The organism is Ornithinibacillus sp. FSL M8-0202, assembly GCF_037975285.1.
GTDB lineage: Bacteria > Bacillota > Bacilli > Bacillales > Amphibacillaceae > Ornithinibacillus > Ornithinibacillus massiliensis.
In genome coordinates this window covers 176,340-189,083 of the sequence record NZ_CP150248.1, presented here as the reverse complement: position 1 = coordinate 189,083, position 12,744 = coordinate 176,340, and the positions used below count along the sequence as shown (strand labels likewise).

The following is a 12,744-nucleotide window of genomic DNA, read 5'->3' as shown; positions in this document are numbered from 1 at the left end:
TGAAAGCCCCTTCGCAATTGAAATTGCACTATAGTTTTTTAAGGAGTGGGTACAATGAGTTTGTTGCAAGATCAAGAATTAACAGCATTAACGATTGCAGATATGATGATACCTTCTGAAAAAGTGGCTCATGTGCAAGTGAATAATCCATTGGAACATGCTCTATTAGTCTTAGTCAAATCTGGATATTCTGCAGTCCCAGTATTGGATTCCACATATAAACTGGAAGGTACAATTGGTAAGACAAAGATATTAAATGAAATATTAGGACTAGAACGTTTTGAAATTGATCGATTAACAGATTTGCAAGTTAAAGATGTCATGGTAACAGACGTTCCTAGGGTGTTAAAAGAGGATACATTAGTTGATGGGCTGAAGGCATTAATTGATTATCCGTTTGTCTGTGTTGTGGATGGAGAAGGATATTTTGATGGCATACTAACAAGAAGAGCTATTTTGAAAGAAATACGAAAAGATATTTATTCAGGAAAAAACAAACAAGGTCGTTAATACGGTTCCTTTGCAAAACTGCAAAGGAACTTTTGTGCGCTTGGCAGCGCTCCGAACTTAAGGGTGAAAGTCCCAAACACGCCGTAGTGGCGGAAGTGTATAGCTGACAGGCAGTGCATGCTCGTGAGGGAATGTGCGGAGGGCTTGAAGGCAAACTCTGGAACAGGCGACAATAACCATGTTGGCTGATAGAATCGGATAACCCTGCAAAAGAAGGGAGTGTCCAATCCCACAACAGGATTCTATAAGTTATGAGGACTGGGTTCAGAGGAAAGTTCGGTGACGTGACCCAAGGAGGTCTTATCGTCTCCACTTGGTGGTAACCCCCAGACAAGTCCGTGAGGGACAAGCTGGGATTATGGGTGGTAAGAAGTCAGAGCAGGGGATAGTAGTGATTAATCTCGCCAGAAAGGTCGCAAAGGCGAGAGATTCTGTACAGAGTTACAGAAGCAATCTTTCACCCAAAAGGTGGAGAATTGGTGCGAAGCCCGTCTGCCCATGGAAGAAAAGTCAACCAACTTAGGAAGCTGTCATGAGCCAGACAGAAGTCAGTGAGGTAGGTAGCCGAAGAACTGAGGTCGAACAGAAGGGTAGACCGTCTGGGGCGGAGTAACTTATGGGTGAAACGAACATTGTCTTAAATGACTAGAAAATCGTGGATACCAAAGGGAAGGAATACGAATCATGAACGAGCAAGAAGGAAAAGGTAACTTTCGTGAGGGATTTAGGAATCACCAGAGGAAATGGTATAGCCTTATGGATAAAATATGGGCATATCCTAATATGGAGGAAGCATTCCTGGAGGTAAAACGGAATCGAGGTTCTGCGGGAATAGATGGCGTGGATATTAGAGCCTTCGAATATGGTGTGGAGGATAATGTACAAATCCTTCAACAGGAATTATTAAGTAGGACATACAAACCAAGGCCTGTAAAACGAGTCTACATTCCAAAGGCAGATGGTTCTCAAAGACCTTTAGGAATTCCAACAGTACGAGACCGAGTTGTCCAAGCATCTGTGCGACGTGTGATAGAACCAATTTTCGAGGCAAAGTTCTTGGATTGCAGTTTTGGATTTAGACCTAAACGTAGTGCCCATATGGCACTGGAAAAAATCCAGAAAGACTTAACCGACGGTTACATATATGTAATTGATGCTGATTTGAAATCATACTTTGATACCATACCGCAAGATAGGCTGATAGAGGCGGTAAGGGAAGAAATTGTGGATGGCAGTGTTCTAAATTTAATCCAAAGTTTCCTCGAAGCTGGAATTATGGAAGATGGAAGCTTTTACTTGAATGAGAAGGGCACCCCGCAAGGTGGGGTTATTAGCCCTCTTCTCGCCAATATCTACCTTCATTCTCTTGATGAAGTCATGACAAAAAGAGGACATCGAATTACAAGATATGCCGATGACTTCGTAATATGTTGTAAATCAAGAAAAGGCGCTGAAAGAGTATTAAAATCAGTAATCCGATTCTTGGAGACAGAATTAGGTCTAATAGTACACCCTGAAAAGACGAAGATAGTCAACAATCTGGAAGAGCCATTTGTATTTCTAGGACACGAATTCACTAGAGGAAGATGGATGAAACCATCATCTAAATCGTTAAAGAAATTCAAAACGAAGGTAAAGGAAATTACTAGGAAGAATCAAACGGTCAATCTTGAAGATTTAGTTAGGAAAAGGCTGAACACCTATCTCCGAGGTTGGGGAAACTATTTTGGGCATGGACATGTCAAATCCTTATTCCAAGAACTGGATTCATGGATTCGAAGAAGGCTAAGGATGGTTCAACTTAGAAGTTGGAGAAAGATTAGGAAACTCCACAGAGAGCTGAGGAGAAGAAACTGGAAAGGCGAACTACCACAATTGCGAATGTACAATTGGAGAAGTTCCTTATCAACCCCAGTACACACAGCAATTCCAAACAAAAAGTTTGTGGAAATTGGTCTTGTTTCTCTGGTTGATATTTACAATGAACATCATTCCCAAAGGGAATAATCATGGAGGAGCCGTATGCGATGACCCGCACGTACGGAACTGCGAGAGGCGCATGAGTGATTCATGCGCCTACTCTATTTTAAATTTAAAATTTGCTCAAATGATAACAGTTTGTTAAAGTGAAAATTAGAAAAATTAGGAGGTGGCTGAACATGAAAATGTTGGATGCCAAAGAAATTATTAATTTTATTTCAAATAGTAAAAAGAGTACACCTGTAAAGGTTTATATAAAAGGTGATAACTTGAATTCACTATCCTATGGTACTATTCAAGCCTTTGTAGAGCAAAGAAGTGGGGTACTATTTGGGGAGTGGGATGAGGTTTCGGCATTTTTAAACGAACATAAAAATGCAATCACTGACTTTGTAATTGAGAATGATCGTCGTAATTCGGCAATTCCTTTATTAGACCTAAAAAATATTAATGCTCGTATCGAACCAGGTGCTATTATACGTGATCAAGTAGAAATTGGAGACGGTGTTGTTATTATGATGGGTGCCATGATTAATATCGGAGCAGTAATTGGTGACGGTACGATGATTGATATGAATGCGGTGTTAGGTGGTAGAGCGACGGTAGGAAAGAATTGTCATATTGGAGCCGGAACCGTGTTGGCTGGTGTGATTGAACCGCCTTCTGCAAAACCAGTAATAGTGGAAGATGATGTTGTTATTGGTGCTAACGTTGTTGTATTAGAAGGTGTGACAATTGGTAAGGGTGCTGTTGTTGCTGCCGGGGCAGTGGTTACTAAGGATGTTGCTCCGAATACATTAGTTGCCGGGACACCAGCTAGAGTATTAAAAGAAATTGATGAAGGAACAAAGGCTAAAACGGAGATTATGCAAGAACTTCGTAATCTAGATAATTAGAGCAAGGAGAAAACCGATGGAGCTTCAGGAGCTGAAGGAAATACGTAGAGATTTACATCGAATTCCAGAATTGGGGTTTCAGGAATGGAAAACCCAAGAATATTTATTACGGTTTATTCATGAAATAGCAACAGATCGCGTAGAGATACAAACATGGAAAACAGGTATACTTGTAAAGGTGTCTGGTTTAAATCCAAAGAAAAAAATAGGATACCGCGCAGATATAGATGGGCTTCCGATTGAAGAACTAACGGCTTCTGCGTTTGCCTCTACACATGAAGGGAAGATGCATGCATGCGGCCATGACTTTCATATGACGATTGCGTTAGGAGCGTTGAAAGAGGTTATAGAGCATCCTATCCAAGACGATGTCGTCTTTGTATTCCAACCTGCTGAAGAAGGGCCAGGTGGAGCATTATCTATGATGCAATCAGAGGAATTTCAAAGATGGAAGCCGGATTGTATTTTTGCACTTCATGTTGCACCTGAATATTCCGTTGGTACTATTGCTAGTAAGCCGGGGTTATTATTTGCCAATACAAGTGAATTATATATTGATTTTATTGGAAAAGGTGGGCATGCTGCCTTTCCACATTTAACGAAGGATATGGCTGTAGCCGCAGGGAGCTTTATCTCTCTAGTGCAACATATTGTTTCGCGAGCTATGGATCCTCTAGATAGTGCAGTTGTAACAATTGGAAAGATGTCTAGTGGACATGTGCAAAATGCTATTGCTGAAACGGCTAGGCTAGAAGGGACAATCCGAACGTTAAAGCCTGAAGCGATGACAAGAATAAAGCAAAAGATAGAGAAAATGGCTCAGGGGTTTGAGATTAGTCATGATTGTGAAATAAACATTAACTATGGTTCCAATTACTATCAAGTATATAATGATTCTGACTATGTCCAGTTATTAAAAGCTGTTGTGGAGCAATCCGAATTTGTCTATTTAGACGCTAAGAAGGCAATGACTGGGGAAGATTTTGGTTTTATGTTAAAGGAAATTCCAGGCTTTATGTTCTGGCTCGGTGTCGACTCACCCTACGGATTACATAATGCGAAACTGTCTCCAAAGGAAGAGGCGCTCGAGATCGGTGTTAAAATAGTAAGCCAAATGCTTAAAACCATATCGTCAAAGGAATAATAAAATAGAATATATTCTTCACTTTCGGTAAAACTAAAGTTGTAAATTGCATACTTAGAGGAGTGAAGAAGATGGCTAGAATCGGGGTAGAAGAATCCCTAACTGATGTTAAGGAAGCATTAATGGCAATGGGTCATGAAGTCATTGAATTGAAATCAGAGGCGGATACAGCGCATTGTGATTGCTGTGTAATCTCTGGACTTGACAAAGACGTCATGGGAATGGCGGATACAAGTATAGCAGGACCAGTAATTAATGCGAGTGGACAGAACGCTGAAGAAATTGCTCAAATGGTAAACGAAAAATTAAGCTAGTATGATCAAGAAGAGACTCGTTATGTATGAGACCACTGAAAATCTTATGTTTTTTCAGTGGCCTCTTTTTTTATCCTTTTTCATTATAAAAAATTTTTTAATAAATTTTGAAAAAGAGGTGGTAATTTATTTCGGAAACCGTTATATTAGTAATTACGTGAATAAAAGAAATTAACGTCAGGGGGAGGGGAATGGATGGATACATTTAAAAAGCTCAAACAATTTTATTGGCCTTATAAAAACTACTTCTTTGGATCATTATTTTTCTTGTTTTTTGTAACGGTTATTACAGTTGTGTATCCGATCATTTTACAGTTAACAATTGATGAAGTTGTAGCAAAAGAAAAATATGAGTTAGTTCCTTATATTGCTACAGTGTTTATCGTTTTAATGCTTATTAAGGGAATTGCTACATTTTATCACCAGTTTTTAGGGGACCGTTTTGGTGTAAGTACAGTCTATGAATTACGTGATGCATTGTACAAGAAGCTTCAAGTCCTATCATTTAAGTATTACGATAACGCTAAAACAGGAGATATTATGTCACGTCTAACTGCAGACGTAGAAGGTTTTCGCTTCTTCTTATCTTTTGGATTTTCCGAGTTGATAAGGATAATTTTACTTATCGCGATTAGTTTAAGTGTCATGTTTTATTACTCTGTGTCCTTAACATTAGTAACAATGGCGGCAATGCCTTTCCTCATTTTAGTAGCAATGCGGTTTGAAAAGCTTGCACACGTAGCATTTAGAGGGATAAGAAAATCCTTTGGGAGACTAAACACAAGGGTACAAGAGAATATTAGCGGTGTGCAAACAGTCAAATCATTATCACGAGAAGATTTCGAAATTGGTAGGTTTTCCACAAGTAATGCAGACTATCGTCAAAATTACATTAAAACATCAGAGCTTTGGGCAAAGTACTTCCCATTAATGGAGTTTATTGGGAATGTGTGTGCTGTTGCATTACTTGGATTTGGTGGATATTTAGTTATTAATGGTAGTTTAAATCCTGGTGAGTTACTAGCTTTCTTTAGCTTAGTTTGGTATATCATGGGACCATTAATGAATGTTGGTTACGTTATTAACATGTTTTCACAAGCGAAAGCATCAGGGGAAAGACTTCGTGAGATATTAGAAGAGAACGAAGATATTGTAGTCAAAGAAAATGCGACTAAAGAATCAATCAAAGGTCATGTGACATTTAAACATGTAACCTTGACCTATACAAAAGATGATGATTCCGCACTTAAGAATATTAGCTTTGATGCGCCTCCAGGTAAGACGATTGGGTTAATCGGAGGTACAGGATCAGGTAAAACAAGTATTACACAATTAATTACTCGATTCTATGAACCTGAGGGTGGTGAGGTACTGGTCGATGGCAGACCTGTTCAAGACTATGATCTGAAGACATTGAGAAAACATATTGGATTTGTGCTGCAGGAATCGTTTTTATTCTCTACTACTATTCGTGAAAATATTGCGTATGGTAATCCAGATGCAACGGATGAACAGATAATAGATGCAGCAAAGCGTGCACAAGCACATGAGTTTATTATGGAAATGCCAAAGGGATATGACACGTTACTTGGTGAAAGAGGTATGGGATTATCAGGTGGTCAAAGACAGCGTATTGCGATAGCGCGTGCCATATGTGTAGATCCTAGTATTCTCGTTCTTGATGATGCCACATCCGCTGTAGATATGGAAACAGAATTCCGTATCCAACAAGCATTAAAGGAAGTCATGAAGGGGCGTACTTCCTTTATCATTGCTCACCGAATTTCCTCCTTAAAACATGCGGATGAAATTATTGTATTAGATAATGGTGAGGTTGTGGAAAGAGGTAGCCATGAGGAGTTATTAAAACGAAATGGTGCCTACAGGCGAATTTATGATATCCAATATCAAGACCATGATACGATCATGAATGCTGTGAACTAAGGGGGGATCAAGATGGCAAGTAAAAAAGAGAGTATTCCTGACAAAAGACATTTAAAACGATTTTATTATACGATAGATCAAGCGATAGAAAAGCCCTTTAACTGGAAGCAGATATGGCGTTTGCTTGTATATTTAAAACCATACACGAAAACATACTTACTAGGTGCAATTATCGCTATGATTGTATCCACGGCTATTCGCTTAGCAATCCCTATCTTAATTAGTAAGGCTGCGTTTGATATAGCAATTGCGAATAAAGATACGAAACTATTAATCAATCTCGTTATTGTGATAGGAGTTCTGTACCTTATAAGCTATATTGCGAACTATTTAAGAATTAAATGGGTGAATTTGCTAGGGCAACATGTCATTTATGATTTAAGACAGCATTTATTCACTCATGTACAAAGCTTATCTAATAATTTCTTTGATAAAAGATCTGCAGGCTCTATCCTAGTTCGAATTATGAATGATACCAACTCCTTACAAGAGTTATTTTCGAACGGTATCATCAATTTATTAATGGATATTGTTACATTACTTGGTATTGTTACCATTCTATTTACTTTAAGTCCTAAATTAGCAGTTGCAGTAATGGTTATTTTGCCGTTAATGTTTTATATTACAACAGTATTAAGAAGGAAGATTCGTCGTACATGGCAGGAAGTTCGTATTCAACAATCCCGTATGAATTCACATTTGAATGAAAGCATTCAAGGTATTCGAATCACACAGTCGTTTACACAGGAAAAGGAGAATACTGAGTTCTTTAATGGGTTAAATACAGACACTTATTCTGCATGGATTGATGCGACAAGAAAAAGTGCTATGTTCCGTCCGTTTGTAGAAATGAGTAATGCCATAGGAACAGTAATACTAATTGCCTATGGGGCGCATTTAATTATTTTAGGACCCGATGCGGGTGGTATAGCAGTTGGTACCTTTATAGCCTTTGCCTTCTATCTAGGTATGTTCTGGGATCCTATTTCTCGATTAGGTCAGATGTATAATCAGCTGCTTGTAGCCATGGCTTCATCGGAACGGATTTTCGAGTATTTAGATGAAAAGCCGAATGTTGATGAAGCGGAAAACCCGTATGAATTTACTGAAATGAAAGGGCATATTGAATTTGAGAAAGTTCAATTCTCCTATAATAATGACCGGATTGCACTACATGAAGTATCTTTAGAAATGAAGGCAGGTCAGACAATTGCGTTAGTAGGACATACGGGAAGTGGTAAATCGACTATTGCTAATTTAATTAGTAGATTCTATGATCCGTCAAAAGGGCAAGTGAAGATTGATGGACATAACTTACGAGATGTGTCATTAAAGAGCTTACGTAAACATATCAGTGTAGTTTTACAGGATACCTTTATTTTCTCAGGAACGATTATGGAGAATATCCGTTTCGGCCGACCGGATGCAAGTGATGAGGAAGTTGTGGAAGCTGCTAAAGTAGTCGGGGCAGATGATTTTATTAAGCGTCTGGCAAAAGGCTACGAAACAGAAGTAGAAGAGCGAGGGAATATTCTTTCTGCCGGAGAAAGACAGTTATTATCATTTGCTCGTGCACTTTTAGCTAATCCTAGTATCATTATTTTAGATGAGGCAACAGCAAGCATCGATACGGAGACAGAGTTAAAAATACAAGCTGCACTACGAACATTATTGCATGGTAGAACAGCGATAATTATTGCTCATAGATTATCAACTATTAGAGAAGCAGATAATATTTATGTATTAGAACATGGAAAAATTCTAGAGAATGGAAACCATGATGAATTAATGGAGCAAAAAGGAGAGTATTATCATTTAGTACGCTCTCAATTTCAAATGCTCGATGCAATGTAACAGGAACAGGAAGCAATTTTCGCTAAGGAAATTGCTTCTTTTTCTTACAATTGTTAAAGTATAAATGATAGAAGGATACTGATGGAGGAACTTTTATGAGAAAAAAGGAATTTGCAGTTATTGGTTTAGGAAGGTTCGGGGGGAGTATTTGTCAGGAATTAAGCCGTGAAGGAATGGAAGTATTGGCTATAGATCGTGATGAGGAAAAAGTGAATCAATTTAAGCATATTGCTTCTCACGCGGTGATTGCTGACTCAACAGATGAAACGACATTAAAAGAATTAGGTATTAAAAATATTGACCATGTTATTGTTGCTATTGGTGATAACATCCAAGCTAGTATTTTGACAACCGTAGTATTAGTGGAATTAGGTGTACAGCGCATTACAGTAAAAGCGCAAAATGATTACCATGCTAAAATACTACATAAAATTGGAGCCCATCAAGTCGTACACCCGGAAAGAGACATGGGCCGAAGAATAGCACATAGTATTATTTCCAATAATATTGTTGATTATCTAGAACTTTCAGATGACCATAGTATTGTCGAGGTTAAAGCAGGCAAGAAGATGACAGGTAAGTCTATTATTGAACTCGATATACGTGCAAAATTCGGTTGTACAGTTGTTGCGATTAAGCAGGGGAGAGATATAAACGTATCGCCAACTCCAGACGATATACTAACAGAAAATGATATATTAGTGGTAGTAGGTGCAGATAAAGACATTGCTAGATTTGAAAGACAGCTAGTGATAGATGATTAAAATTCGTTTTAATGGAATGAATTTTGTTCATACTACATAAAAAAAGTCTCCTTAGGGATCATACCCGTAAGGAGACTTTCTTTTTTTAAACTTCCATAATAATCGGTAAGATCATTGGACGGCGTTTTGTTTTTTCATATAAGAATGGCGCAATTGTATCTGTAATTTCATTTTTAATCTCAGACCATTGTGTCGTTTTTCTCTCCATTACTTTATTCAAGTGTGCAGAAACAAGCTTTTGCGCTTGATTAATCATGTCCTCTGATTCACGCATATAAACAAAACCACGAGAAATGATATCAGGTCCTGCAGCAATCTTGAACTCCTTCATGTTGATACTTACGACTACAATAACTAATCCTTCTTCCGATAGAATACGACGGTCACGTAAGACGATATTACCTATGTCGCCAATACCACTTCCGTCTACATATACAGAACCGGAAGGAATCTTTCCGGATACCTGTGCAGTATCTTTACTTAAAGCTAGCACATCACCATTATCCATAACGAAAGAATTTTCTACATTTACGCCACACATTTCAGCTAATTTAGTGTGTTCCACTAACATACGGTATTCACCGTGAATCGGCATAAAGTACTTCGGTTGCATTAAGCGTAACATTAGCTTTTGTTCTTCTTGGCTTCCATGTCCAGAAGTGTGAATATCATTTAATTTGCCATGAATAACCTCTGCACCAGCACGGTACAACATATTGATGGTCTTGCTAACACTTAATGTATTTCCAGGGATTGGCGAAGAAGAAAATACTACCGTGTCACCAGGGATTATTTGGATTTGTCTATGTGTCCCATTTGCAATTCGAGATAATGCTGCCATCGGCTCACCTTGAGATCCGGTACAAAGAATGGTTACTTCATTTGCTGGGAGACGATTAATCTCGTTTGCTTCGATAAATGTGTCTTTTGGAGCTTGAATATAGCCCAGCTCTTGTCCTAACTTAATAGCAGATTCCATGCTACGCCCAAATACAGCAACTTTTCGATTATAGCGAACAGCAGCTTCTACCATCTGTTGAAGACGGTAAATATTAGAGGCAAAGGTAGCAAAAATAATTCTGCCAGTTACACGACTGAATATATCGCTAATATTTGCTCCAACTACTTTTTCAGACAATGTAAAGCCTGGAACTTCACTATTGGTACTATCTGAAAGCAGACAAAGTACACCTTCTTTTCCTATTTCTGCCATTTTTGCTAAGTTTGCAGGTTCCCCAACTGGTGTGAAATCAAACTTAAAGTCACCGGTATGAACGATGTTGCCTGGTGGTGTCTTTACGACTATACCATATGCATCGGGAATACTGTGTGTGGTACGGAAAAAGCTAACAGATGTTTTACGGAATTTAATGATATCATCTTCTTGAATGGTATGTAATTTTGCATTTCTTAATAATCCATGTTCTTCTAATTTATTTCGAATTAAGCCAATCGCCAGCTTACCTGCGTAAATAGGAATGTTAATTTCACGCAGTAAATAAGGAATTCCACCAATATGATCTTCGTGACCATGTGTTACAATTAAGCCTTTTATTTTATCTTGATTTTGCACTAAATAGGTGTAGTCAGGAATAACATAATCAATACCAAGTAACTCATCTTCAGGGAATTTAATCCCAGCATCAATTAGAATTATTTCATCTTGAAATTGTACTCCGTACGTATTTTTTCCTATTTCACCAAGTCCACCTAGTGCAAATACTGCTGCCTGATCATTTTTTACGAATTTCATTTTTTAAACATTCTCCACTTTAAAATCTTCGGATTGTTTTTCATAGGCTAAATGTGCTTCATCTAGTGGATGGATGAATTCGATATTATAGTTGCGATCGCTTAATTTTTGTCTTACTTCCTTTTCAGAATCTGCCTCAACATAAAGGCTTTTAGAACGTTCTCGTACTGGTATTTCTTGTCTAGATTCTTGGTATATTACTTTAAAAATCATGCTATCTCTCCTGTCTCTCTCTATAACTTTATATTTACCATTCAAAAAATGTAAAGAAGATATCCGTTATTACTAATTAGCCTAAGCTTATTATGTAATTATTTCCGCTTAGAATCGGAATCCGTTTCATTCACTCATTCTAATCTAACGATTGACTTAGAGTCTATCGTACATCGTAACTATATTCCGCATCTTTATAATCCGTTCACACCAGGTAACTTAACAAAAAGACAGGTGAATGACTATGTTAGATTTATCATTATCGGTAGATTGGCTATCATTTATACCCTGCCTTTTTTTCTTTATTCTCTAAAAGTTGATGGTACACGTCCTCGGCCTAAAAAATCTTTCCAACGCTTCTTTAGCTTTTCTTTTAGGCGACGTAACATAAGGACATACACTCCTTTCAAAAGATTAAAGAAAAGCAAATATAATTTTCTACCGTCCAATCCCTCTTAATTATAGTATAGTATGGATTTGAAAATATTGAAATAAAAATCAACGATTTACTTTAAAAAACATTTTATTTAAGAAAGCTATTTAAACGTTAGTTAGGTACTAAGGTCCAGTTTCTTAATGTTATGTTTCTCGAGAATACCGTTTTCTATGCATGGTATAAAAAAGGGTCAGACCTTGTGGTCGACCCTTCATAACTAATCGATAGCTTTGGAATTTTCAGGAATTGCAAAAGGATTTTCTTTATCAATATGATCGTAGAACATAACACCATTCAAATGATCAATTTCATGCTGGAATACAATTGCGGCATAATCCTTCAAACGAAGCTTTACTGGATTACCATCTATATCTGTAGCGGTAACGGTAATACGTGCATAACGTGGAACAAAACCTTCTACATTACGGTCAACAGATAGGCATCCTTCTCCTACTGTTAAATAAGCTTTCTCCACAGAATGACTTACAATTTTGGGGTTAAATAAACCGTAGCTATATTGATTGCCATTGCCATCCTCGAAATGAACAGCTATCATCCTTTTATTAATCCCTAATTGTGGTGCTGCTAGACCTACACCAGGTCGCAAATTATATCGTGCACAAATTTTTTCATCTTGACTATTTTGTAAAAACTCAAGCATTTCTTTTAGTAAGGAAACCTCTTCCTCGGAAGGTGGAAGTGTTACTTCTTTTGCAACTTCCCTTAATGAAGGATGCCCTTCACGTACAATATCATCCATAGTTAGCATTTTGATTCACTCCAACTCTATAATGGTCCTATATTTATCATATTATAGTCAATTCAATAGTTTATCATATAATTAGTTTGGAAGGCATATTTTTACTTATAGAAGACAAGCAATAATTAATAAATGCTTAATTGATAATTTATGATATACTATTTAACAGTTCTACA

11 protein-coding genes are annotated in these 12,744 nt (G+C 37.6%); 8 read left to right on the top strand and 3 right to left on the bottom strand.

From position 1 onward, the window contains the following. The first annotated feature begins 54 nt into the window (after positions 1-54). The 8 genes from cbpB (at position 55) to MKY78_RS00920 (ending at position 9,406) form a co-directional block, all read left to right on the top strand. The gene (gene cbpB, locus MKY78_RS00955) at positions 55-510 is read left to right on the top strand and encodes a cyclic-di-AMP-binding protein CbpB (protein WP_339215506.1); all 456 of its coding nucleotides are present in this window, start codon (positions 55-57) and stop codon (positions 508-510) included. A 684-nt stretch (positions 511-1,194) separates the two neighbouring features. After that, complete coding sequence (gene ltrA, locus MKY78_RS00950) at positions 1,195-2,517, top strand: group II intron reverse transcriptase/maturase (RefSeq protein ID WP_339212845.1); 1,323 nt, start codon at positions 1,195-1,197, stop codon at positions 2,515-2,517. A 152-nt stretch (positions 2,518-2,669) separates the two neighbouring features. Continuing rightward, the gene (gene dapD / locus MKY78_RS00945; protein ID WP_339215505.1) at positions 2,670-3,386 is read left to right on the top strand and encodes a 2,3,4,5-tetrahydropyridine-2,6-dicarboxylate N-acetyltransferase; all 717 of its coding nucleotides are present in this window, start codon (positions 2,670-2,672) and stop codon (positions 3,384-3,386) included. A gap of 16 nt (positions 3,387-3,402) precedes the next feature. Next, positions 3,403-4,530: an N-acetyldiaminopimelate deacetylase gene (locus MKY78_RS00940; protein ID WP_339215504.1), complete on the top strand. Its 1,128-nt coding sequence runs from the start codon at positions 3,403-3,405 to the stop codon at positions 4,528-4,530. Between the two features lie 71 nt (positions 4,531-4,601). After that, positions 4,602-4,844 carry a YkuS family protein gene (locus MKY78_RS00935; protein ID WP_211741550.1) on the top strand — a complete coding sequence of 81 codons (243 nt, stop codon included), beginning with the start codon at positions 4,602-4,604 and terminating at the stop codon, positions 4,842-4,844. A 195-nt stretch (positions 4,845-5,039) separates the two neighbouring features. Then, positions 5,040-6,788: an ABC transporter ATP-binding protein gene (locus MKY78_RS00930; protein ID WP_339215502.1), complete on the top strand. Its 1,749-nt coding sequence runs from the start codon at positions 5,040-5,042 to the stop codon at positions 6,786-6,788. A gap of 12 nt (positions 6,789-6,800) precedes the next feature. Beyond that, a complete protein-coding gene (locus tag MKY78_RS00925) occupies positions 6,801-8,642 on the top strand; it encodes an ABC transporter ATP-binding protein (RefSeq protein ID WP_339215501.1) in 1,842 nt (613 codons plus the stop codon). Between the two features lie 95 nt (positions 8,643-8,737). Next, a complete protein-coding gene (locus tag MKY78_RS00920; RefSeq protein WP_186868534.1) occupies positions 8,738-9,406 on the top strand; it encodes a TrkA family potassium uptake protein in 669 nt (222 codons plus the stop codon). An 85-nt stretch (positions 9,407-9,491) separates the two neighbouring features. On the opposite strand, the gene rnjA is transcribed toward MKY78_RS00920, so the two are convergent. The 3 genes from rnjA to def all read right to left on the bottom strand — a co-directional run bounded on the left by rnjA (position 9,492) and on the right by def (position 12,577). After that, a complete protein-coding gene (gene rnjA, locus MKY78_RS00915) occupies positions 9,492-11,159 on the bottom strand; it encodes a ribonuclease J1 (protein WP_339215499.1) in 1,668 nt (555 codons plus the stop codon). Between the two features lie 3 nt (positions 11,160-11,162). Beyond that, positions 11,163-11,372, bottom strand: coding sequence for a DNA-directed RNA polymerase subunit epsilon (locus MKY78_RS00910; protein WP_339215497.1), 210 nt, complete (start codon positions 11,370-11,372; stop codon positions 11,163-11,165). A 653-nt stretch (positions 11,373-12,025) separates the two neighbouring features. Further along, positions 12,026-12,577: a peptide deformylase gene (gene def, locus MKY78_RS00905; protein WP_339215495.1), complete on the bottom strand. Its 552-nt coding sequence runs from the start codon at positions 12,575-12,577 to the stop codon at positions 12,026-12,028. Between the last annotated feature and the right edge of the window lie 167 nt (positions 12,578-12,744).

What these genes read in the sequence shown, in the direction of transcription:
- cbpB (WP_339215506.1), top strand. Translation starts at nt 55, where the DNA reads ATGAGTTTGTTGCAAGATCAAGAATTAACAGCATTAACGATTGCAGAT.
- ltrA (WP_339212845.1), top strand. Translation starts at nt 1,195, where the DNA reads ATGAACGAGCAAGAAGGAAAAGGTAACTTTCGTGAGGGATTTAGGAAT.
- dapD (WP_339215505.1), top strand. Translation starts at nt 2,670, where the DNA reads ATGAAAATGTTGGATGCCAAAGAAATTATTAATTTTATTTCAAATAGT.
- MKY78_RS00940 (WP_339215504.1), top strand. Translation starts at nt 3,403, where the DNA reads ATGGAGCTTCAGGAGCTGAAGGAAATACGTAGAGATTTACATCGAATT.
- MKY78_RS00935 (WP_211741550.1), top strand. Translation starts at nt 4,602, where the DNA reads ATGGCTAGAATCGGGGTAGAAGAATCCCTAACTGATGTTAAGGAAGCA.
- MKY78_RS00930 (WP_339215502.1), top strand. Translation starts at nt 5,040, where the DNA reads ATGGATACATTTAAAAAGCTCAAACAATTTTATTGGCCTTATAAAAAC.
- MKY78_RS00925 (WP_339215501.1), top strand. Translation starts at nt 6,801, where the DNA reads ATGGCAAGTAAAAAAGAGAGTATTCCTGACAAAAGACATTTAAAACGA.
- MKY78_RS00920 (WP_186868534.1), top strand. Translation starts at nt 8,738, where the DNA reads ATGAGAAAAAAGGAATTTGCAGTTATTGGTTTAGGAAGGTTCGGGGGG.
- rnjA (WP_339215499.1), bottom strand. Translation starts at nt 11,159, where the DNA reads ATGAAATTCGTAAAAAATGATCAGGCAGCAGTATTTGCACTAGGTGGA.
- MKY78_RS00910 (WP_339215497.1), bottom strand. Translation starts at nt 11,372, where the DNA reads ATGATTTTTAAAGTAATATACCAAGAATCTAGACAAGAAATACCAGTA.
- def (WP_339215495.1), bottom strand. Translation starts at nt 12,577, where the DNA reads ATGCTAACTATGGATGATATTGTACGTGAAGGGCATCCTTCATTAAGG.